The following is a 21305-nucleotide window of genomic DNA, read 5'->3' as shown; positions in this document are numbered from 1 at the left end:
GTCAACCGCCCCGCCGGTCCCCGCCTCCGGCGTCCAGCGCCTCGACCACCTGGCGGTGCACCCGGGTCAGCACGACCACCAGCACCACGAGGACGACGTCCAGGATCAGCACCGAGACCAGCGGCGGCAGCCACCGCGCCGCGACCCCGGCGGCGGCGCAGGCGCCGCACGCGAGAAGCCGTGCGACCCACGCCCGTCCCGTGGTGACGTAGTACCACCACGCCTGTGCGGCCAGGTACAGGATCGGGCCACCGCACAGGAGCAGGCCCACCTGGGCACTGCCGGGGCCGGTGGCGTGGCCGATCACCAGCTCGGAGCCGACCGCGCCGATCACCAGGCCGGTCAGCGTGCCGTACAGGCCGTTCACCGCGCGGTGGACCGACCGCATCGGGTCGGCCGTGATCGCGATCTGCCGTGTCACGATCTTCTCGCCGCCGAGGAAGTACGTGGCCCACAGGCACACCAGCGCGACGAACACCCCGAAGGCGGCGGCCGTCGTCGGCACGTCGACCGGGGCGTCGGAGATCGCCGATCCGATGGTCAGCACCGTCTCACCGAGCTGCAGGATGAGGAACAACCGGATCCGTTCCACCATGTGCTCGGCGTCGAACACGAAGTGCCGGGACGGGAAGACCCTGCCGGGCAGCGGGTGCCTCAGCCACGTCCCGGCCAGGTCGACCGCGGCGGCACCGGCCCACCAGACCAGCCGGGACCCGGGATCGGCCGCGGCCCCGACCAGCCACAGCGGAATCGAGACCGCGGCCCACACCAGCACCCGGTGGTAGTGGCTCCGCAGGACGGCCACCGAGGTGGTCAGGGCGGCCGTCGCGCCGGTCAGGAGCAGGATCGCCACCAGCGGCACCGTGAACGCCCACGGGCGGGCCGCGAACGCGTGCGGGATCTGGGCGTTCATGAACAGGCCCAGGCCCATCACCGCCAGCACCAGCCCCTGGGTCCGGGGCCGCGTGATGTCCAGGAAGGTGGCGTCGAAGCTGGTGAGGACCCAGGTGCTGAGGACCGCGACCAGCATCACCGCCGTCTCGGCGGCGCCACGCCAGGACAGCTCGGCGTGCAGGTGCTCCGCGAGTTGCCTGAGGGCGAAGACGAAGGTCAGGTCGAAGAACAGCTCCAGCGGGGACACGGCACGGCGCAGCCCGGCGTCCGACCTCGCGCTCACGCCGGAACACCTGACAGGGTCATGATCCGGCTCGGCATGTATTCACGATAAGTCAGCGGGCGATCACGTCGGGTAGCGACACCGGGTGAGCGTCGACGTGGCTCTCGTGAACGGACGGCTCCCCGGCCCGGCGCTCCGACCGGCGCGGACGCGAAGGAGAGCGTCCGCGCCGGTCGGAGGGCTCGCCCGGCGGCCCGCCGCCATCCGCTCAGCCGAACAGTGACAGGTCCACGGAGTCGGCCAGGGCCCGGTAGCCCGCGTCGCTGCCGTGCAGATGGTCGCCGCAGTGGAAGTCCTCCCTGATCCGGCCGGGACGGTCCGGGTCACGCCAGACGGCGTCGAAGTCCAGTACGGCGTTGAAGGCGCCGCCCGTGCGGATCCATTCGTTGACCGTCTGACGGGCCCTCTCCCCCTCCGCCGTGTGGATCTCCGAGCCCTCGTAGGGCGGCGTCGTGGTGGCGTAGACCCGCACGCCCCGGTCGCGCGCCCGGGCGACCAGCTGGCGATAACCCGCGATGACGTCGTCCGCCGTCACCGGCGCCCCGGGGAACATCTTCAGGAAGTCGGTCAGGGAGCCGTCGTCACGTGGGGCGAAGGAGATGGCGAGGTCGCCGCCCCAGAAGAGCACGACGTAACCGAGGCCGGGTGTCGCCAGCACGTCGCGGTCGAAGCGGGCCAGGGCGGCGGTGCCGATACCGTTGTTGAGCAGCCGATTACCGCTGATGCCCTGGTTCGAGACGTAACCGGCCACTCCGCGCTCCGCGAGGCGCTCGGCCAGCAGCTCCGGCCAGCTGTGGTTGGTGTCCGGGGTCGATCCCGCGCCGTCGGTGCGGGAGTCGCCAACCGTGACGATGGTCCTTGCCGGACCGTCGGAGAACAACTCGACGGCGGAGATCAGCGCCCGTACCGGCAGGATTTCGGCGTTCTCCGGCACGGCCGGGGCGGCGACGGCGTCGCCCGGGATCACCCAGCCGGTCCGCAGCGCCGGGTCGTGGCAGGTGCAGGTCTCCACCCGCCCCGGCAGGTAGAGGCTGATGGACAGCTCGGCGAGAGCGGGCAGGCGCAGGTCGACCGGGTCGCTGAGGATCGGCGCGCCCGCCGGGACGGTGACCGTCGGCGCGCCGGAGAAGGTCAGCACCCGCTCGCTGCCGGGCCGGACCCCGCCGCCGGGCGTCGCGAGGCCCACCCGCGCCGCGCCGACGGTGAAGGGTGCGGTCCCGAACTCGTTGGTGAAGCGGACGCGCACCCGGCGCCCACCGCCGCTGATGCGCACCACCTGGCGCAGGGTCACCTCGGCGAGGGGCGGGCGGTCGTCGAACGAGCCGATCCCGTCGTGGGCCGCCTGAGGTGAGGCACTCCAGCTCCGGACCCAGTTGCCGGTTTCGTTCGTCTCGGTCATCTTCTGCCTCCGTTGTTCGTGACGGTGGTACGGCATACGAAGCCTGAGGCGGGTCGCTGACACGACGCTGACACGGTGCGGACATGGCGCGGGCGCGACCCTGACACGGCCGCCTCGCTTTGGGTCCGGCGGCCGGGCACGCGAGGATTGGGGAATGGACGGGGTCGCACGGTTTCGCATCACGCTGCTCGGCGCGTTCCAGGTGTCCCTCGGCGACGCCGTCCTGCCCGTCCCCGGGGCACGGTTACGGGGCCTGCTCGTCCGGCTGGCGCTCGCCGGCGGCCACGCGGTCGAACCGGGCGCGCTGGTCGGCGCGATCTGGGCCGAGGAACCGCCGTCCGGCCCCGTCCCCGCCCTGCAGGCCCTCGTCTCCCGGCTGCGCCGCACCCTCACCCTCGCCGGTGAGACCCGTGACGTGGTCGTGCGGGTCGAGAGCGGCTACCGGCTGGCGGTTGACGAGGCCGACGTGGACGCGCTGCGGTTCGAGCGGCTCGCCGCCACCGGTCGGGAGAGGCTGCGGGCAGGCGACCCGGGGGCCGCGGGCGTCGCGCTCGCCGAGGCCATGGCGTTGTGGGGCGACCGTCCCGGTGTCGAACCCGTGGTCGTCGCAGCGGTCGCACCCGCGGTCGCGACGCGGCTGGCACATGCGTCGGTCGAGGCGGCCGCCGATCTCGCCGAGGCCGAGTTGTCGCTGGGACGGGCCGAGGCCGCCGCCACCCGGTTGGCCGGGATACTGGCCGAGCAGGCGGTTCACGAGCGGGTGGCCGCGCTGCTGATGGACGCGCTCGCCGCCCAGGGGCGTCAGGCAGAGGCGCTGGCCGTCTACGAGCGGGTTCGCCGGTCCCTGGCCGACGATCTCGGCGCTGACCCGGGCACCGCACTGCGGGAACGCCACCTGCGCCTGCTGCGCTCCGGCCCCCCGGCGCCGGACACCTCGTCTGGGAACCCGGCGGCCACCGAACCAGGCCGGGCCCGGCAGGGTTACCTGCCCGCGTCGCTGACCGGCTTCGTCGGCCGCGACGACGACCTCGCCCGCATCGGCGACCTGCTCACCACCGGACGCCTGGTCACCGTGCTCGGCCCCGGTGGAGCGGGGAAGACCCGCCTCGCGCTGGAGGCCGCCCGCCGCCACCGCCACGAGTACCGCGACGGCGCCTGGTTCGTCGACCTCGCGTCCGTCGCGGAGACGGCGGAGCTCACCACGGCCGTGCGTGCCGGGGTCGGGCTACGCGGCGGAGCGACGCTCGACGCACGCAAGCGAGTCGAGGGTGACGAACTGGACGCCCTCGTCGGCGAGCTCGGCGGCCGGGAGAGCCTGCTGCTGGTCGACAACTGCGAGCACCTGATCGACGCCGTGGCCCACCTGGTCACGAAGCTGTTGTCCCGCTGTCCCGGGCTGCGCGTGCTCGCCACCAGCCGCGAACCTCTCGCCGTCGACGGCGAGGCCCTGGTGCCGCTCGGCCCGCTCACCCTGCCCGAGCCGTACGACGACGTCGAACAGGCTCTGCGGGCGGAGTCGGTCCGCCTGTTCGCCGAACGGGCCGCCGCCGTACGACCGGGCTTCCACGTCGGCAAGACCACGCTGCCCGACGTGGTGCGGGTGGTGCGCGGTCTGGACGGCATGCCGCTGGCCCTCGAACTGGCCGCCGCCCGGCTGCGGACGCTGTCACTGCCGGACCTGGCGGACGGGCTCTCCGACCGGTTCCGGCTGCTGTCCAGCGGCAGCCGTACCGCACCGCCCCGGCACCGTACGTTACGCGCGGTCATCGCCTGGAGCTGGGAGCCGCTCGACGAGCACGAGCGGGTCGTCGCGGAACGGATCTCCATCCTGCCCGGCGGCGTCACGCCCGCCTCGGCCGCCGCCGTCTGCGCCGGAACCACCGTGCCACCCGACGAGATACCCGAGCTGCTCGCGGCCCTCGTCGACCGGTCGCTGCTGCAGCTCGCGCCCGGCACCGGCCGTTACCGCATGCTGGAGACGCTGCGCGAGTACGGCGCCGCCCGCCTGGCCGAGACCGGTGGCCTCCGTACGGCCCGCGACCTGGCCGCCGCCCACTTCACCGAGCTGGTGGCCCGTCACGACCCTCAGCTGCGCGGCCCCGGCCAGCTGACGGCCATGGAGGTCATCGGCGCCGAGTACGACAACACGCTCGCCGCCCTGCGCCACCTGTGCGCCAGCCGGGACTCCCCCGGCGCGATCGCCCTCGCCCTGGCCCTGACCTGGTACTGGCAGATGTTCGGCCGCCACTCCGACGCCGCCTGCTGGCTGGAGCAGGCACTGGCGGTGCCCGGCGGCGGGCCGACGCCCGAACGTGACTGCGCCAGAGCCGCCTACCTGCTCAACCGGGTGGACATCCTGTCGGGGATCACCGCCGGGGAGGCCGCGGAGGACCGGGCGGAGATGCGTGAGCTGGCCGACCGGCTGCTCGCGTATCCGGGACTGCCGAGTCACCACCGTGTGTTCGGCGCGGTCCTGCTCTTCCTCCGGGGGGAGCCGGACGCGCTCGCGGTCCTGCAGCTGCTGGCCGACGGCGACGACGTGTGGCTGTCCGGGCTGGCCCACATGTTGCGGGCCGAGATCGCCGAGAACACGGGCGCGCTCGACCGGACGCGTGTCCAGGTGGAGGCGGCCCTGGCCCGCTTCAGGAAGGCCGGTGACCGCTGGGGTCAGGCCGCCGTGCTGCCGATGCGCGCCCGGCTGAGGCGGTACGACGACCTCGACGGTGCGCTGGCCGACCTGGGTGAGGCCCGGAAACTGGCGGGCGAGTTCGGCTCGCTCAGCCTCGGCGACCAGTTCTACAGCGACCTGCGCTGGATCGACGTGCACATCCGGCGCGGTGACACCGACCTGGCGGCGGCGATGATCGGCTCCGCCAGGGAACGGGCGCTGCGTGCCTCCTCGGCGCGGATGCTGGTCCTGGTCGACGCGTGGGAGGCCGGCTTCCGGGTAGGGCTCGGCGATCTGGACCGGGCGGCCGTCCTGCTCGCCGACGCCGAACGGGGCCTGCTCGGCGACACGGCGTTCCCCGCGGAGCAGGCACGGGCGCTGGCCGGCGGCGCGCGGGCCGCGCTCCGCCTGGCGCTGGGAGATCTGCCCGGCGCCGGCAGGGCGTTGCGGGAGGCGTACACGGCCGCGCTGGCGACCAGGGAACTGCCGGTCCTGTCGCCGGTGACGGTGAACACGGCCGCCCTCGCCGAAGCGCGCGGGCGACCGTATGAGTCGGCCGTGCTGCTCGGGGCCGCCGCCCGGCTGCGGGGCGCGCACGACCGCACCGATCCACAGGTCCGCGAACTCACCCGTCGCGGTCAGGCCGCGCTCGGCGGGGAGGGGTTCGCCGCGGCGTACGCGAAGGGCTGGGAGCTGGACACGAGGACGGCCGTGAGAGTGGCTGATCCGGCCTCGGGGGTGTAGGGGCCGCTCCCGCGTGGACGTCATCCGTCCGCGGCGTCCTCGGCCTCCCAGCGCAGCAGGTCGCCCGGCTGACACTTGAGCACCTCGCAGAGCGCGGCGAGCGTCGAGAAGCGCACCGCCTTGGCGCGGCCGTTCTTGAGTACCGCCAGGTTGGCGGGCGTGATCCCCACATGGTCCGCGAGGTCGCCCACGGACATCTTCCGCCTGGCCAGCATCACGTCGATGTCGACGATGATCGGCATCAGATCACCTCGTCCAGCTCGGCCTGCATCTGCGTCGCTTCGACGTCGCGCGCGACGGCCTGGACGAGCAGCATCCGCAGTACGAGCACGATGAGCGCGACCCCCAGGATGGCCAGGCCGATCCCGCCCATGATGACGGTGACGCCCGGGTCGTCCCGCTGGCCCGGCGCGTTGAGAGCCGTGACCGCGAACCACAGGAGGGCAGCCGTCACAATCGCGCCGATCACGGCGTCCACGTACCGGAAGGCGGCGTGGGAGAACACGGTGCCGCGTCTCACCATCGTCACCAGCCGCCATACGCTGGCCAGGGCGACCTGGCCCGACACCATGCCCAGGATCGTGATCACGCGCAGTGGGGCCAGCGGGAGCGACCCGTCCTCCGGGTCGGTGGCCAACGCCCACACCATCGATACCTGTATGAACACGGTGCCGACGAACACCACCGCGAGCACAGCGCGAAGCGCACGCACTGCCAGTTTTCCCATGACCCGTCCTTCCATCGAGTTACGATGGAAATCTATCGAATTTCGATAGGTTAAACAAGGCTGGGGTGGAGGGCGGGTGGCGGTTTGACGTCGTGGCGGGAGTAACGGCGCAGGGGCACGCCCCCTTCCCCGGCCGCGAAGGCGAGGACGGTTCGAGCACGTCCTCCCGCGGCCGGGTGGACGTGTGGAACGGGGGCGCTCATCGGGATCGGTCAGCCGGACGGAAGGGGTGAGCCGAGCATCCAGTTGCCGGGTGCCTCGGTGTCGGTGCTGAGGTAGAACTCCTCGATGGCGGCGCGGAACTCCTCATGGGTGAGGGTGCCGCTGCCGTTGCGGTCGAGGCGCTGGAAGGCCGCGCCGGAGACGGCAGGGTCGATGCCGAGGGCGTCGTACAGGCGGACGTACTCATCGGCGGTGAGTGCGCCGCTTCCGTCGGTGTCCAAGGCGCGCATGAGGGCGTCGACGATGGGCATCACCAGACGTTCAAGGGTCGTGGCGTCGGAGGCGACGTGGGAGCGCATGGTGGCGATGAACCGCTGGGGGCCGATGCGGCCCTGGGCGTCCGGGGCGCCGGCCTCGCCCAGGACGTCCCACCAGATCGTGAACGCCGCACGCAGCGCGCTCTTGGCGTTCTCGTCCGGGGCCACCGCGGCGAACACCTCGCCGATCTGCTGGAAGTCGTCGCGGGTGAGATGGCCGTCGCCGGTGCGGTCGAACCAGGTGAACAGGAAGGCGAACTTCTGTTCGGTGCTGTCGTGGACCATGGTGGCCTCCTTGGGCGGGGTGGTCAGAGGTCGGGGGCGGCGACAAGCAGGGTGGCCACGGCGAACGGGATGAGACGGAGGCGGGGCATCAAGGTCACCTCTCGGGGGCCGGAGAGAAGGCCATAAGTTACAATATGCATTATCTATATCACTCAGTGTATCGACTCGGCGCTGACGGAAGGGTGAGGAAGGAGTGCGGGGCGAGGCGATGAAGAGCGTGCGCAGGTACTCCAGAACTAGGTGACGAGGTTCAGCCCGGTGATCAGGTAGCCGATCGTGTCGCCGCTGGGGATGGAATAGGTGACGGCGCCGGTTTCCCGGTCCGGGTCGTGCGCGCGTACCGGTCGATCGCGCTGCCGGCCGTCCAGTGGATCTCGGTCCGGCCCGCCTTGGTCGCCGGGAGGCCGCCGGCATTGGAATCCGCCCCATTCCAGGCGGACCCGGAACGAGGCGGTCTTCGCCTCACCGTCGGCCGAGGTGCCGGACGGCTATTCGTCGAAGACGGCGACGCCGTAGCCGGACTCGGCGGTGTCCACCGGTTCACCAACCGGCAGACGCGTCCACTCCACCCGGGCGACGTTCGGCTGATCTTGCCGCTGGCGGTGTTGGGTGTGCGAGGTTCTCACCGTTCCATGCCCGCCTGCGACCTATGTGGGACGGGGAAGGTCGCCCGGCATTCCGTTCAGCGGGAGACCGACCAGTAGTAGTTGGGACTGTAGCCGTCGTCGGCCAGGACGACGAACTCGTTCGGCCCGGTGCCGTAGACGGGTCTGATGGCGTTTCTGGTGGCGTAGGAGACGAACTTGACGGTGCGCCAGTCGCCCTCGCGGTCGGGTTCCGCTCTCCACAGGAACCCGTTCGTGCTGCAGTCCTTGCTGACCACGCTGGGCAGGCCGTCGACGATGCGGCCGGGCGCGGCGCACAGGTTGGACTTGGCGTTGCGCATGCGGAACCAGAGGTATCCGCCCCGCACCTGGCCTTCCTCGAAGAATCACTCGTTGGCCGGCGCGGTGACGAGCAACGCGCCGGCGAGCGCGAGCATCGACAACACCGCCGGCAGAACCAGCTTGGCGGTCGAGTACGGCGACTTCATGGGGTTTCCTTTCACTGTTGGGCCGGCAAAGGAGAAAAGGAACAGGGGCGGCGCCGAACCAGGCGGTGGCCGCGACCTCATCCGTCCGGAGCGGGAGCGCCCTTCGGGAGGCAGGGAGTCAGGACGCCTGCGGAGAGGAGGGACCCTCGTTGCCGATCCAGGTGACGTACCAGCCGTAGTGTTCGGCGTCGGCCGGGCTCAGCGGCCCGCCGTCGGTCCAGCGCACGTAGACGCGGAACCCGGTGGGGGTGGCGTCGTAGATTCCGGTGGCACCGCTGAGCAGCCACTGCGAGCCGCCGGTGCTGCTGATCGAGGCCACGTAGACCGGGGTGGCGGCGAACTCGGCGTCGCCGGTGTCCACCTGCAGGGTGATGGTCGTGCCGGTGTAGGCCTGCCAGCCCCGGCCGGGCTCGGTGCGGCCGGAGACGGTGCGACCGCACGTCTCGGGGCAGGAAGACGGGAACGGGGCGCAGCCTCCTCCGCAACCGCCGCCGTGACCACCGCCGCGGTGGGGCGGGCAGGGCTGCGGCGGCAGCGCGCAGACGACGAGCGTGCTGGTGGTGACCGGGTGGTCGGGCGGGGTCTCGTTGGCGGTGGCCGCGGCGGTGTTGCGGATCGCGCCGGGTCTGGTCACCACGGCCTTGAGCTCCAGGTGCGCACTGGCGTTCGCATCCAGCGTGCCGACGTTCCAGACGCCGCTCGCCGGGTCGTAGCCGCCGGTGCCGGTACCTCCGGTGGTGTGCGCGGACAGGTAGGTCAGGTGCCTGGGCAGCCTGTCGGTGACCTTCACGCCGGTGGCCTGGCCGGGGCCGTGGTTGGTGACGAGCAGGTGGAAGGTCACGACCTCCCCCACACCGACCTGGGTACGGTCGGCCGCCTTGGTCAGGCCGAGGTCGACGGGCCGCCGCACGGGGGTGGTGACCGCGTTGGAGACGGCGTCCCTGTGCTCGACGGGGTTCTCCAGGGTGTTGTCGTAGGTCGCCTTGGCCTGGTTCTCGATCAGGTGGCCGCCGGCCGCCCGATCGATCCTCGCCTGGAACCGGACGGTGGTGGAGACCGGCCTGCCGTCGGTGGAGGGGTCCAGCCGGCCGCCTGCGTCGGCGGTGGCGCCCTCGCCGAGGCGGAAGGTCACCGTGCGCGAGACCGGGTCGTAGGAGGCGCGCTCGTCGCCGCCGGCGCCGGGGCCGTTCACGATGCGCGGCGAGCCGGGCACCAGGCTGGTGCCCGGCGGGACGGCGTCGGTCAGGATGAGGTTGTCGGCGGGCGAGCCGCCCTCGTTGACGGCGGTGACCTCATAGGTGACGGTGTCGCCGATCTTCAGCTCGCCGTCGGGCGTGGCCTTCTTGGTCAGCACCACACACGGTGCGGTGCCGAAGACGATGTCGTCCAGGAAGTTGCCGACGCTGGGGCTGCCTCCGGCGGAGCGGATCGCGACGAACCCGAACCGGGTGTGGTCCTGACCCGCGGGAACGGTGTAGACGCCGCTGTGCGTGCCCCACGCGCCGGTGCCGTCCTCCAGGTTCTGGGGGTTGTTGTTGGGGACGAGCCGGGCGCCCTGTGCCGGGACCGGGCCGATGTGGACCTGCATGACGTCGTTGCCGCTGCGGCCTCGGTGGCGCAGCCTCCAGTACAGCTTCTGGCCGGGTGTGGTGGGCAGGTCCTGGTACAGCATGGACGCCGAGTTGGCGTTCAGCTCGACGAACTGGGTTCCCTCCGCCGACGGGACACCGTAGGTGGAGGAGTTGGAGGGCCAGAACTCGATCTGGTTCCTGCTGTCGTTGGTCTGCCAGCCGGGTACCTGGCCGGCGTCGAGGAAGGTGACGTTGTCCCGGTTCGGTACCTGAGGCTGCTCGAAACCGCCGTTGGTCAGCACGACACGTTTGGGGCAGCCGCCGGGAGGGGGGTTCTGTGGCAAGGCCATAGGGATCCTTTCCTGCCGGTTGTCGCGGTACGGCCAGAAGGATCGACCGCACCCTACGGTTGCCATTTGTAATCGACCCATTACCGAACGTTAAGTTAGATTGCGGTTACCCTCCCGCCACCGTTACAGCACGGATGAAACCCCACCCTGAAGGCCGCGCACGTCTTTGAGCGGCACAAATGCGGTCAGATGACCACCGGCCTCGTCCGCCGGCCGGTCATGCGCGGCGGCCCGCGAATCCTGCACCGTGGTGGCGTCCCGGTTCTACTTCCAGGTTCACCTCGATTACGTGGGTGGCCACAATCCGGACGCCGACGAGGAGGTGGACGTCGACTACGACGTCGAGTTCCGGGAGGGCGGTCCGGACGAGCATCACCGTGCCAGGATTACCGGCCTGTACGGCTTCGCCGGGCTGGATCTCGTGCACAAGGTGTATCGCGCGTGGCGGACCGAAGATCCTGGGTTGAGGGATCCGCTGTCGTGGAAATCACTGAAATTCGAGAGTCGGACCGATACGGCTCAGGGCTCCTGAAGCTACGGCGAACGGTGACCCGGACGCTCACCGGACCCGTCACCTTGACCGCGAACAACACCGCGTTCACCGAATCCGTCACCGGAGAAGCACCCCTCACAGCGTGAAACGCAGTGACTCGATGCGGTTGCCCACCCGGTGGCCGACCTCACGACGTCGGGCCATGGGATGCGGTGGTCGTGCGCCGCTGTCCGGCCTAGGGTGCGGGCATGTCCTACGTGCTCCACGGTGTCGTCGGTGATTTCGACCGTCTCCGCTCTCTGTCGGACGATGTGCCACGGGCTGTGGTGGCCCCCCTCCGGCAACGCCTGGGGCTGCTACCGGTGACCGACGAGATTTTCAACGAGCTGACCGACGCGCGGCGGGAGAGCGGGCCGTTCACGCTCATGTCCCCGGGGTTCGCCGAGAGGCTGAAGGGCTGGTCACGCGGCGGCCATATCGCTTACGTGGAAGCGGACTTCTGGGGTGGTAACGGCAGCCAGGCCGCTGCTCTGTGGGAGAACGGCCGTCAGAGCTGGGGTCCCGCGTACGCATCGATCCGGGTCGGACCGCCACAAGAGGACTGGCCGATCAACGCCGTGCTCGCCCGCCTCGGAGCGGTCAGAGCAGGTGCGCCGGACCTCTTCGACGCGGTCGGCTTTGGGCGGGAACGCGACCTGAAAGGGTGGCGCCGAGCGGGCCTGAATGCCCTGGACGCCGCCGACTACGATGTGTGGGAGGCCGCGTGCCGCGCCAAGGAAGAGGCCGACGCCCGCACCGCCGCCGAACGTGACAGGTACACCAGACGCGACGACGCCCCCGTCGTACTCGACGGCGGAACGGTGATGCGGACGCTCGGCGTCCCGCCCTCCCCGATGGTGGGGGCCGCGATCCGGCATCTCCAGGAGGTTCACCTGGAGCGTGGCTCCCTCACCCGCGACGAGGCCACCACCGAACTCCGCCGCTGGGCCCAGAGCTTCCGAAGCGCTCGATGAACCGCGAGCCGCCGGGATATGACACGCGGTGAACATGGTGACACCGGCGTTCGAGAGGGAACCACCCGGCTGAGGCCGCGTTCACGGAGGTGGCGCACGATTTTCCCCTGGTCAAAGGCATGGCGGCGGGAAACGGTGACGGCTGTCGCGATCCTTCGAGTAGCGAAGACCAAGTTCGCAGGATCACGCGAAGGCCGGCTCATACGCCACTTCGCTTGCAGGGTGGCTCAGCGAGTCGAGTGCGGGTTGTTCGGGCGTTCTCTGTCGGAGGCCCCACTCACGATGACATCGTAATCATGCGATCGCAAACGGTAGTCACAAGGAAAGTCCTGGCCTCTGTCGTTGAACCGCTTTCCAAGAGGTGATGCGGGCCGGAGGCCGGGAGACGGCGGGTAAGGAGACATCGTGATCAGTGGCCATGACGTGATCCCCAGTCACAACATCTTGTTCATCACGCTCGATTCACTTCGCTTCGACACAGCGCGTTTCGTTCTTCGTGCCGACCGGAGCCCGAACCTGGCGCGGATTTTGCCGGGCGGTAACTGGGAAGAGCGCCGGACCCCGGGAACCTACACCCTCCCGGCGCATATGTCGTTCTTCGCGGGCTGGCTCCCCACTCCCGCCCGCCCCGGCCGGCCTCCCCGGCTCCTGGCCTGCCGTTCCCCGAACGGCGCCACCATCGGTGAGCGCACCTACGTCTTCGACGCGCCCGACATCGTCTCCGGCCTGGCCGGTCTCGGCTATCGCACCGTGTGCATCGGAGGCGTGGAGTTCTTCTCCCGTCTGACACCACTGGGAAGCGTGCTTCCCGCGCTCTTCCAGGAGAGCCACTGGCATCACCGGATGAGCGCCGACGAGCCGGACTCCACCCGCCACCAGGTGGACGTCGCCCTGCAGATCCTGGACGGCCACCCCAAGGACCAGCGCCTGTTGCTGTTCCTCAACGTCTCCGCCACGCACATGCCCACGCACTTCTACCTGCCGGGGCAGTCACAGGACTCGTGGGAGAGCCAGTGCGCCGCGCTGGCCTACGCCGACGCCGAGCTAGGACGCCTGTTCGACGCGCTGCCACCTCTGGGCCCCTGGTTCGGCCTCATCTGCGCCGATCATGGGGAGGCCTACGGCGAGGACGGCTGGACCGGCCACTCGATCTCCCACCCGACCGTGTGGGCCGTGCCGTACGCCGAGACCATCATCCCCGCCGCGGCACGCTGACGGAGCTTCAGCGGCGGGGATGTCAGCCATCGATCGCGACACGGAGGACGCGGTCGTCTCCCGGACCGGGAGTGCCGCGGCCGTCGGTGTTGTTGGTCAGTACCCACAGCGACCCGTCGGGAGCGACGACGGCGTCACGAAGGCGTCCGTACCGGCCGACGAGGCGCTGGGTGGAGGTGGAGAGCCGGTCGAGCGGGATCTGCCGGAGGAGCCTGCCGCGCAGGTTGGCGATGTAGATCGTCCCGTTCGTGATGGCCATGCCGCTGGGGCTCGCCTCGGCTGGTGGCCACTGCTGGACCGGGTCGGTGAAGCCGTTACGGCTCGCGATGCCTTCGACTTCGGGCCAGCCGTAGTTGCCGCCCGGCCGGATGACGTTGAGCTCGTCCCAGGTGTCCTGCCCGAACTCGCTGGCGTACAGGGTGCCGCCACTGTCCCAGGCGATGCCCTGGGGGTTGCGGTGGCCGAAGCTGTAGACCAGGGAACCCGCGAACGGGTTGTCCGGGGGAACCTTCCCCTCCGGCGTCATCCGCAGGATCTTGCCCGCGAGCGCGTTCACGTCCTGGGCCGCGGCGCGGTCGCCGGCGTCGCCGACGGTGGCGTACAGCATCCCGTCGGGCCCGAACGCGATCCGGCCGCCGTTGTGATAGCTCGCCGACGGCAGCCCGTCGAGCACGGTGGAGGAGCGTCCGAGGCCGAGCCTGCCGGGGGTGCCGGTGAGCGCGAACCGCTCGATCCGGTTCCCGTCGTTCGCGGTGTAGTAGGCGTACAGGAAACCGTTGTGGACGGCGATGCCGAGAAGCCCGCCTTCGCCCATCGGGGTGACGGCCTCGATGACGCCGACCTGGCGGACGGCTCCCCGCTCGCCGATCTCGACGACGCGGGCGGTGTCCCGCTCGCTGACCAGGGCCGTCCGGCCGTGGAAGGCGATGGACCAGGGGGCGTCCAGGCCGTCGGCGATCGTGGTGACTGCGGCGAGCGGGGTGGCGGACGTGGCCTGCGCGGAGGAGGGGGCGGCGCGTGCGGCACCCTGGTCCGGCGCGCACGCGGTCAGCGTGGCCGACGCGGTCAAGGCGAGCGCGGGAGCGGCGAGCCGTAGGAGCAACGTTCTCATGGTCATGAGCATGTCCGTCGAATCTGCGTCGGGAGCCGGGCGGGACGACAGGGAGGCGGGACTCACGTGGCCGGATGGTCAGCCGGCCAGGACCACGGTGACGTCGTCGCCTTCGGGCTTGGTCAGCTGGTCGAGTGCGGCCCGGTAGGCGCCGAGGTGGATGACTTGGTCGGAGTGGCCGATGCCGGCGGCGTCGTAGTGGAAGCCGATGTCGCCCCAGGGTACGAAGTAGATGAGATCGCCATCTTCAGGGTCCGATCCGAGAGAGCCGGTGGTGTCGAGCTTACGTCGCAGGCAGCCGATCTTCTCTCTGCCGCTGAACTCCTCGTCAGCCCACGTGCGGCCGGTCCGCCGAGGTGAGAGGAGCTGTTCTTCAGTCTCGGGTGGCAGGCTCCTCGTGCGGCAGACGGGAGGAGCCGGTCTCGGTGTCGTCTGCGGCGTCGAGAGTGGCGGCCCAGCCGGCCGGTAGCCGCAACGCGTCGTGCGCGGGGGTATCGGGGGCGGCGGTGTAGACGGTCAGGTTGAGACCGGGATCGGCGTGCAGGTCCATCGACTCGTCGTCGAGGGTGAGCTCACCGATGATCGGGTGGTGGAGGCGGACTTCGTGCCGGGCCCAGCGGGTGCGGAAGTCGTCGCTGCGGGTGGACAACTCGCCGATGAGCCGGGTGAGGTCGGCGTTGAACGGGTCAACGCGGTCTGTCCCGGCACGATCGACACCCTGGTGGTCTCCGACATGATCGCCAAAGGGGAGCTCGGCCTCGCCACTGCCTTGACCTGCGACAACGATGGGATTCGCCACGATCGCTAACCTGTGGGTCATGGAACGGCGTGACATCGAGATCTTCCTGACCCTGGCCGAGGAGCTGCACTTCGCCCGTACGGCCGAGCGGCTGGGCGTCAGCGGCGCCCGGGTGAGCCAGACGATCAAGCAGTTGGAGCGCCGGTTCGGTGTCGCGCTGTTCCAGCGGACCAGCCGCCAGGTGGCGCTCACCCCGGTCGGCAACGCGCTGCGAGAGGACGTGCAGGCCGGATACCAACGCATTCAGGAGGGCATCGCCAAGGCGGTCGCCGCCGGACGCGGCTTCGGTGGGACCTTGCGGGTGGGCTTCTCCAGCCCCCTGGTAGGGGAGGCGATCATGGCCGCCGGAGAGACGTTCCGCACCCGCCATCCGGACTGCGAGGTGCGCATCCGCGAGGTGCACCTGTCGGAGGCGTTCCACGCGCTGCGCAGCGGTGACCTCGACCTGCAGATCACCGAGTTGCCCGTCCAGGAGAACGACCTGTCGAGTGGGCCCGCGCTGCTGCGCGATCCCCGCATGCTGGCCGTCTCCGCCAGGCACCCCTTCGCCCGTCGCGACAGCGTCACGGTGGAGGACCTCACCAGGGACACCGTGCTCGTGCCCGCCGACGCCCCCGCCTACCTGCTGGACACGCTCATCCCGGCGCAGGCCCCCAGCGGGCGTCCCATCCGGCGCGAGAGGGTGCTGACCTCGCGACAGGAACTGTTGACGCTGGTCAGCGGCGGCGCGGGGATGGCCGTCGTGGGCAACCAGGCCACGCGGTACCACGCCCGGCCGGACATCGTCTACGTGCCCATCGCCGACATGCCGCCGATCGAGTACGGGCCTGTCTGGCCGGTCGGCGGCCAGACCGGCAAGGTGCGTTCCTTCCTCGCGCTCCTCCTGGCCGAGCTCGATCGCTAACCCGGAGGTTAGCGATCGTTTCGGATCTCGTCGTTGTCGCAGGCCGGCGTGGCGCCAAGGATGGAGTCATGACAACGACGAAGGAGAACACCGTGACGAACCCCATCCCCGAGGAGTACAAGGGAGGCGTTCCCTACCTCAACGTGCACGACGCCAAGGCGGCGATCGCCTTCTACAAGGAGGCCTTCGACGCGGACGTGCGCATCGAGATCCCCCGCCAGGGCGACAAGGTCGCGCACGCCGAGTTCCGGATCGGGGACGCGGTCTTCATGCTGCGTGACGAGTACCCCGAATACCGCTTCCGCAGCCCGAAGACGATCGGCGGCACCCCGATCAACCTGATGGTCTTCGTGACGGACGTCGAGACGTTCGCCGAACGGGCCGTCGCCGCGGGCGCCCACGTCATCCGGCCGGTGGAGATGCAGTTCCACGGCGATCTGCAGGTCGAGCTGGAGGACCCCTTCGGCCACTCCTGGTTCTTCACCAGCCGGGTCGCGCACATGGACGAGGCGGAGTTGAAGGAGACCGCGTCGGCGGTGAACCTCTGAACCGGCCGGGCGACACTCGGCGGGAGCCGTGAAGGCCATGTCGCAGGGGTCACCAGAGCGGCGGCCTTCAAGAACCACGAGGTCACGCCCTGCCTCACCGGCGACCCGCTGAAGGACTCCCTGTACGGCGACGCCCGCGTAGCAGTTGCTCACCGAGCAGGACCGCACAGGACCCGACGGTCAGCAGCCCGCCGGTGAGGAAGGTGCCCCGTACCTCGGCGAGCGGCAGGACCAGCGCCCCTATCGCGGCTCCCGCCGCGATGCCGGCGTTGTAGGCACCGGAGTTCGCCGCAAGAGCGATGTCCGTGCGGCCCGGCGCGCAGTACAGCATCGCGTTCTGTGCGGTCATGAACACCGGCCCGAGCGCACCGCCCATCAACACCAGAAACACCACCGCCGCCGCCTGATGAGCGCCGAAGACGTACAGGCCGAGCATGCCAACCGCCTGCGTGGTCACGGCGGCGGCCAGCGCGGACTGCGGAAAACGGTCCAGAAACGTCCCGGTGATGCTCACTCCGGCCAGACACGCGACACCGAAACCCACGAACAGGACGCCGACCGTGTTCGGGGAGAACCCGCTCACGTCGCCCAGGAAGGTCACGATGTAGGTGTACCCCGTGAACGCGCCGGTGGCAGACAGGGCTCCGGCCGTCAGCACCGTCCCGAACCGTCGCGCATCGGGATCGGTGCCGTAGGCGGCGGGCTCCTCTTCCGGGCGCGAGGTCGGTAGCAGGACGGCGATCGTGACCAGGGAGACAAGCCCCAGGGCCGCCAGCAGGGCGATGGGCACCTGCCAACCGCTCTGCTGGCCCAGACGGGTCCCCGCGGGAACACCGAGCACGAGGGCGAGCGAACCGGCGACGGACAGTGCCCCGACCACACGCCCCCGGACCTCGGGCGCGAACAGGCCCACCGCGACCGGTCCCATCACGGCCCAGAACAGCGCCTGGGCGAGCGCGGTCAGCAGCCGTGCCACGAGGAGCTGCCAATAGGAGGTGGCCAGCGCCGCGACGAGGCTGGACACCACGAGCGCGGCCAGCAATCCCGTGAGCACATGGCGCCGGGGCACCGCCCGCACGACGTGGGCGATCGGCACCGACACGATGGCCACCATCGCGCCGTAACCGGTGACCAGGAGGCCGACCGCGGACAGGGACACCCGTAGATCTTCGGAGATGAGCTCCAGGAGACCGACCGGCAGGTTCTCCGCGGTGTTGAAAGTGAGGGCGGCCAGCATCAGGGCCCCGAGCACCGCAAGCCTGCGCCATGGAGCCGGCTGTCGCGTGACGGTGCGGCCTCTTCCAGCTCTCGCCCGTCGCGCCTGCTCGGTGGCACCGTCCATGCAGTCACCCCACCAAGCCCATCGGTTCCGCCGCAACCGAAATTCATCCGCGGAAACCGCTGCCGCGCCGGCGGAACCAGGGGTCATCGGCGGAACCGATCGGTCCGGGCGGCTGTCACGCGGGTGGCGTAAAGGACGGCCGGCCTGGTCACGTGCGGCCGTTCCTCCGCGCCCACATCAACGCCGTCCTGCCCGGCCCGCGACATCGTTGAGCACCAGACGCGGCACCAGCGCGTGCTCGGCGAGCAACGGTCGGGATCCTCGGGGGGATGGCAGGCGTCCTGCTGGGCATGCCCCACCCTGTGAGGTTCGGCGCAAGAAGGGCGGAAGGACGCATGCGAGACGGCTCTGGAGGGGGAAACGGCGGACGCGGCCGGTGGATCGTCGTCGAGAAGGCCGCGACGCACAACCTGCGTGACGTGTGCGTGGAGATCCCCAAGGAGGCGCTGACGGTCTTCACGGGCGTGTCGGGCTCCGGAAAGTCGTCGCTGGCCCTGGACACGGTCGCGGCCGAGGCGCAGCGGCTGGTCAACGACTCCTACCCGTCTTTCGTGCGCAACCGGCTGCCGCACACCGCCCAGCCGGACGTGCAGCGGATCGACGGCCTGACCTTCACCGTCCTGATCGACCAGCGCCGCTTCACCGGGAACGCGCGTTCCACGGTGGCGACGGCGACCGACATCGCCCCGCTGCTGCGGTTGATCTTCTCGCGGGTCGGCGAGCCGTCGGCGGGATACTCCCCCGCCTACTCCTTCAACGACCCGAGTGGGATGTGCCCGGAATGTGAGGGGCTCGGCGTGGTCCAGGACGTCGACCTCGACGCGCTGCTCGACCTGGACAGCTCCATCGACCAGGGGCCGGTACGGTTCCCCGCCTTCCGGCCGGGCACCTACCGGTGGAAGCGTTTCGCCTACAGCGGCCTCTTCGACAGGTCCAAGCCGCTGCGGGACTACACGGAACAGGAGATGCGGGACTTCCTGTTCGCCGACCAGATGAAGCTGCCCGCCCCCGATCCGCGTTTCCCCAAGACGGCGAGGTTCGACGGCGTCGTGACGCGGATGCGCGACGTCTACATCCGCAATCCGCCCCGGTCGAAGTCGAAGGAGACCGAGGAGGCGATGCACCGGGTGATCACCATCCGGACGTGTCCCCTGTGCGGGGGCGCGCGCCTGAACCAGGCCGCCCTGGCGAGCCTGGTCGAGGGGCGTTCCATCGCGGACTGGACGGCGCTGCCGGTGGACCGGCTCCACGACCTCCTCGCCGGCCTGCGCGACCACCGGGTCGCCCCCGCCCTGTCGGAGGCCCGCAGGCGGCTGGAGGCGCTGAGGTCGGTCGGGCTCGGCTACCTCACCCTGGACAGGGTCTCCTCGACGCTGTCGGGCGGGGAGGCGCAGCGGGTCAAGATCATCCGTTATCTCGGCAGTCCGCTGAGCTCGGTGACCTACGTCTTCGACGAGCCGAGCAGTGGTCTGCACCCGCACGACGTCCGGCGGCTGACCGAGCTTCTTCTCCGGCTGCGTGACGCCGCGAACACGGTGCTGGTCGTCGAACACCACCCGCAGGTCATCGCGCTCGCCGACCACGTCGTCGATCTCGGGCCGGGGGCCGGGCGCCAAGGCGGCCGGATCCTGTTCGAGGGGACGACCGCCGATCTGCTGCGCGCCGACACGCCGACCGCGCGGGCCCTGCGCGAACCGCTGACGCCGCGCGCCGCGACCCGCCCCGCCCACGGCCACGTCATGATCCGGGACGCGCGCACCCACAACCTCCAGGGCTTCGACGTCGGTATTCCGCTACGGCTGCTCACCGTCGTCACCGGCGTGGCCGGATCGGGAAAGAGTTCCCTGGTCACGGGTGAACTGCCCAGGCAGCACCAGGACTTCGTCGTGGTCGGGCAGGAGCCTCTGCAGGGTGGCGGGCGGTCAACGCCGCTGAGTCAGCTCGGTCTGGCCGAACGGGTCCGCAGGATCTTCGCCGCCGAGTCCGGGCTCGCTCCCGCGTGGTACAGCTTCAACTCCAAGGGCGCCTGCCCGGTGTGCCGGGGCCGTGGGTTCATCACCACCGAGCTGGCCTTCCTCGACGACGTCTTCACCCCCTGCGACGTCTGTGAGGGGTCGCGGTTCAATCCCCGGGCCCTGGCCACGCGTGTCAACGGGGCGACCATCGCCGACGTCCTGGCCTCGCCTCCCGCCACGCTCATCGAGCTGTTCGCCGGCCACGCCGACATCGTCGCCAGACTCGGGTGGATGGACCGTGTCGGCCTGGGCTACCTCACCGTCGGGCAGCCCATGGACACCATGTCCGGCGGGGAGAAACAGCGGCTGCTGCTCGCCAAGCACCTCGGAGACGTCGGGCGGGGACGTGGTCAGCGCGTCATCCTGGACGAGCCGACGACCGGGCTGCACGGCACCGATGTGGACCGGCTGCTCGTCCTCTTCGACGAACTGGTCGACGACGGCGCCACGCTCGTCGTCGTCGAGCACGACCTGCGGGTCGTCGCCCACGCGGACCACGTCATCGACATCGGTCCCGACGCCGGTGACGCGGGTGGCCGTGTGGTCTTCCAGGGGACTCCGGCCGATCTGGCGGCCGATCCCGGCTCGTTCACCGGCCAGGCCCTCGCGCAGGCGTTCCGCCCTCCGGCTTCCCTCGGGCGGCGGGCGGCCGCCACGCGGTGATCCGCCGGGCCGTCACATCGGAGGCCGGGCGAGTTTGGCGGCCACGGCGTCGAGGACCCAGTCCAGGCCGGTGGAGAAGGACGTCTCGGCGTCCACCTCCGTGCCGTCGTACACGATCCTGGCCAGCATCGGGAAGCGGCCCGTGTCCAGCATCCTGCGCACATGCGGGCCGAAGGCGCGCTGCCAGTCCTGGTCGGACAAGCCCGTGGCGCGTTCGGCCCGCAGGTTCGCGATCTCGCGTCTGATCGCACCGGTGACGTAGGCGCTGACGGTCTCCGCGGCGCGCATGACGGTGTCGAGGTCGGCGAGGCCGTCGAGGGCGGACAGCGTGGCCTCGCCCACGGCGAAGCCGTTCGGGCCCAGGGCCGGACGGCCGCCGAGCAGGTCGGCCAGCCATTCGTGACGGAGGGTGGCCTCCCTGGTGCGGTGGGCGTGGCCGCGCAGCGCCTCCCGCCAGTCGCCTGGCCGCTCGTCGGGGAGGATCTCGGCGTAGACCTCGTCCACCATGAGGTCGAACAGCTCCTCCTTGGTGGAGATGTAGCCGTACAGCCGCATCGGGCCGACGTCCAGTCGGGCGGCGACCTTGCGCAGCGACATCGCCTCCAGTCCGCCCTCGTCGGCCAGCGCGATGGCGGCGGCGACGATCCGCGCCCGGTCGAGCGGCACAGGACGAGCCGACGGCTCCGGACGGTCCCACACAGTCATGGCT

Annotated in this window: 20 protein-coding genes; 7 read left to right on the top strand and 13 right to left on the bottom strand. The window is 70.6% G+C overall.

Annotated elements, in window-relative coordinates:
- Window position 1: 1 nt before the first annotated feature.
- Window positions 2-1177, bottom strand: coding sequence for a low temperature requirement protein A (locus ACFYY8_RS37810; RefSeq protein ID WP_390049612.1), 1176 nt, complete (start codon window positions 1175-1177; stop codon window positions 2-4).
- Window positions 1178-1385: 208 nt separating this feature from the next.
- Window positions 1386-2576 carry an SGNH/GDSL hydrolase family protein gene (locus ACFYY8_RS37805; RefSeq protein ID WP_390049610.1) on the bottom strand — a complete coding sequence of 397 codons (1191 nt, stop codon included), beginning with the start codon at window positions 2574-2576 and terminating at the stop codon, window positions 1386-1388.
- Window positions 2577-2730: 154 nt separating this feature from the next.
- On the opposite strand from ACFYY8_RS37805, the gene ACFYY8_RS37800 reads away from it, so the two are divergent.
- On the top strand, window positions 2731-5988 hold the full coding sequence (locus ACFYY8_RS37800; RefSeq protein ID WP_390049608.1) for a BTAD domain-containing putative transcriptional regulator: 3258 nt from the start codon (window positions 2731-2733) through the stop codon (window positions 5986-5988).
- Window positions 5989-6008: 20 nt separating this feature from the next.
- Here ACFYY8_RS37800 and ACFYY8_RS37795 read toward each other — a convergent pair whose 3' ends face one another.
- From ACFYY8_RS37795 to ACFYY8_RS37770, 6 genes are all read right to left on the bottom strand, one after another.
- Complete coding sequence (locus ACFYY8_RS37795; RefSeq protein ID WP_390049606.1) at window positions 6009-6230, bottom strand: helix-turn-helix domain-containing protein; 222 nt, start codon at window positions 6228-6230, stop codon at window positions 6009-6011.
- Window positions 6230-6715: a DUF2975 domain-containing protein gene (locus ACFYY8_RS37790; RefSeq protein WP_390049604.1), complete on the bottom strand. Its 486-nt coding sequence runs from the start codon at window positions 6713-6715 to the stop codon at window positions 6230-6232. The genes ACFYY8_RS37795 and ACFYY8_RS37790 overlap by 1 nt, the downstream gene beginning before the upstream one ends.
- A gap of 212 nt (window positions 6716-6927) precedes the next feature.
- Window positions 6928-7479 (bottom strand): EF-hand domain-containing protein, encoded by a 552-nt coding sequence (locus ACFYY8_RS37785; protein WP_390049602.1) that lies wholly within the window; start codon window positions 7477-7479, stop codon window positions 6928-6930.
- A gap of 488 nt (window positions 7480-7967) precedes the next feature.
- Window positions 7968-8105, bottom strand: coding sequence for a hypothetical protein (locus tag ACFYY8_RS37780; RefSeq protein ID WP_390049600.1), 138 nt, complete (start codon window positions 8103-8105; stop codon window positions 7968-7970).
- Window positions 8106-8161: 56 nt separating this feature from the next.
- The gene (locus ACFYY8_RS37775) at window positions 8162-8452 is read right to left on the bottom strand and encodes a hypothetical protein (protein WP_390049598.1); all 291 of its coding nucleotides are present in this window, start codon (window positions 8450-8452) and stop codon (window positions 8162-8164) included.
- A 238-nt stretch (window positions 8453-8690) separates the two neighbouring features.
- The gene (locus ACFYY8_RS37770) at window positions 8691-10487 is read right to left on the bottom strand and encodes a hypothetical protein (protein ID WP_390049596.1); all 1797 of its coding nucleotides are present in this window, start codon (window positions 10485-10487) and stop codon (window positions 8691-8693) included.
- 256 nt (window positions 10488-10743) lie between these two features.
- On the opposite strand from ACFYY8_RS37770, the gene ACFYY8_RS37765 reads away from it, so the two are divergent.
- The 3 genes from ACFYY8_RS37765 (at window position 10744) to ACFYY8_RS37755 (ending at window position 13214) form a co-directional block, all read left to right on the top strand.
- On the top strand, window positions 10744-11025 hold the full coding sequence (locus ACFYY8_RS37765; protein WP_390049594.1) for a hypothetical protein: 282 nt from the start codon (window positions 10744-10746) through the stop codon (window positions 11023-11025).
- A gap of 209 nt (window positions 11026-11234) precedes the next feature.
- Window positions 11235-11999, top strand: a complete 765-nt coding sequence (locus ACFYY8_RS37760; protein ID WP_390049592.1) for a hypothetical protein — start codon at window positions 11235-11237, stop codon at window positions 11997-11999.
- Window positions 12000-12404: 405 nt separating this feature from the next.
- Window positions 12405-13214 (top strand): STM4013/SEN3800 family hydrolase, encoded by an 810-nt coding sequence (locus tag ACFYY8_RS37755; RefSeq protein WP_390049590.1) that lies wholly within the window; start codon window positions 12405-12407, stop codon window positions 13212-13214.
- Between the two features lie 22 nt (window positions 13215-13236).
- On the opposite strand, the gene ACFYY8_RS37750 is transcribed toward ACFYY8_RS37755, so the two are convergent.
- From ACFYY8_RS37750 to ACFYY8_RS37740, 3 genes are all read right to left on the bottom strand, one after another.
- Entirely contained in the window at window positions 13237-14325 is a 1089-nt protein-coding gene (locus ACFYY8_RS37750) for a PQQ-dependent sugar dehydrogenase (RefSeq protein ID WP_390049587.1), read from the bottom strand.
- Between the two features lie 78 nt (window positions 14326-14403).
- A complete protein-coding gene (locus ACFYY8_RS37745; RefSeq protein WP_390049767.1) occupies window positions 14404-14715 on the bottom strand; it encodes a cyclophilin-like fold protein in 312 nt (103 codons plus the stop codon).
- Window positions 14699-15124 (bottom strand): hypothetical protein, encoded by a 426-nt coding sequence (locus ACFYY8_RS37740; protein ID WP_390049585.1) that lies wholly within the window; start codon window positions 15122-15124, stop codon window positions 14699-14701. Before ACFYY8_RS37740 ends, ACFYY8_RS37745 begins: the two co-directional genes overlap by 17 nt.
- Before the next feature lie 19 nt (window positions 15125-15143).
- Between ACFYY8_RS37740 and ACFYY8_RS37735 the strand changes: the two genes are divergently transcribed.
- Window positions 15144-16028: a LysR family transcriptional regulator gene (locus ACFYY8_RS37735; RefSeq protein ID WP_390049583.1), complete on the top strand. Its 885-nt coding sequence runs from the start codon at window positions 15144-15146 to the stop codon at window positions 16026-16028.
- Window positions 16029-16096: 68 nt separating this feature from the next.
- Entirely contained in the window at window positions 16097-16576 is a 480-nt protein-coding gene (locus ACFYY8_RS37730) for a VOC family protein (protein ID WP_390049581.1), read from the top strand.
- Between the two features lie 94 nt (window positions 16577-16670).
- Here the strand turns inward: ACFYY8_RS37730 and ACFYY8_RS37725 are convergent, their stop codons facing one another.
- On the bottom strand, window positions 16671-17828 hold the full coding sequence (locus ACFYY8_RS37725; protein ID WP_390049579.1) for an MFS transporter: 1158 nt from the start codon (window positions 17826-17828) through the stop codon (window positions 16671-16673).
- Window positions 17829-18253: 425 nt separating this feature from the next.
- Between ACFYY8_RS37725 and ACFYY8_RS37720 the strand changes: the two genes are divergently transcribed.
- The gene (locus ACFYY8_RS37720; protein WP_390049577.1) at window positions 18254-20596 is read left to right on the top strand and encodes an excinuclease ABC subunit UvrA; all 2343 of its coding nucleotides are present in this window, start codon (window positions 18254-18256) and stop codon (window positions 20594-20596) included.
- Between the two features lie 12 nt (window positions 20597-20608).
- On the opposite strand, the gene ACFYY8_RS37715 is transcribed toward ACFYY8_RS37720, so the two are convergent.
- Complete coding sequence (locus ACFYY8_RS37715) at window positions 20609-21301, bottom strand: TetR/AcrR family transcriptional regulator (protein ID WP_390049575.1); 693 nt, start codon at window positions 21299-21301, stop codon at window positions 20609-20611.
- Window positions 21302-21305: the final 4 nt, after the last annotated feature.

Source organism: Streptosporangium sp. NPDC001559 (genome assembly GCF_042893955.1).
GTDB lineage: Bacteria > Actinomycetota > Actinomycetes > Streptosporangiales > Streptosporangiaceae > Streptosporangium.
The sequence above is the reverse complement of the archived record's forward strand: the minus strand, read 5'-3'. Positions and strand labels throughout refer to the sequence as shown.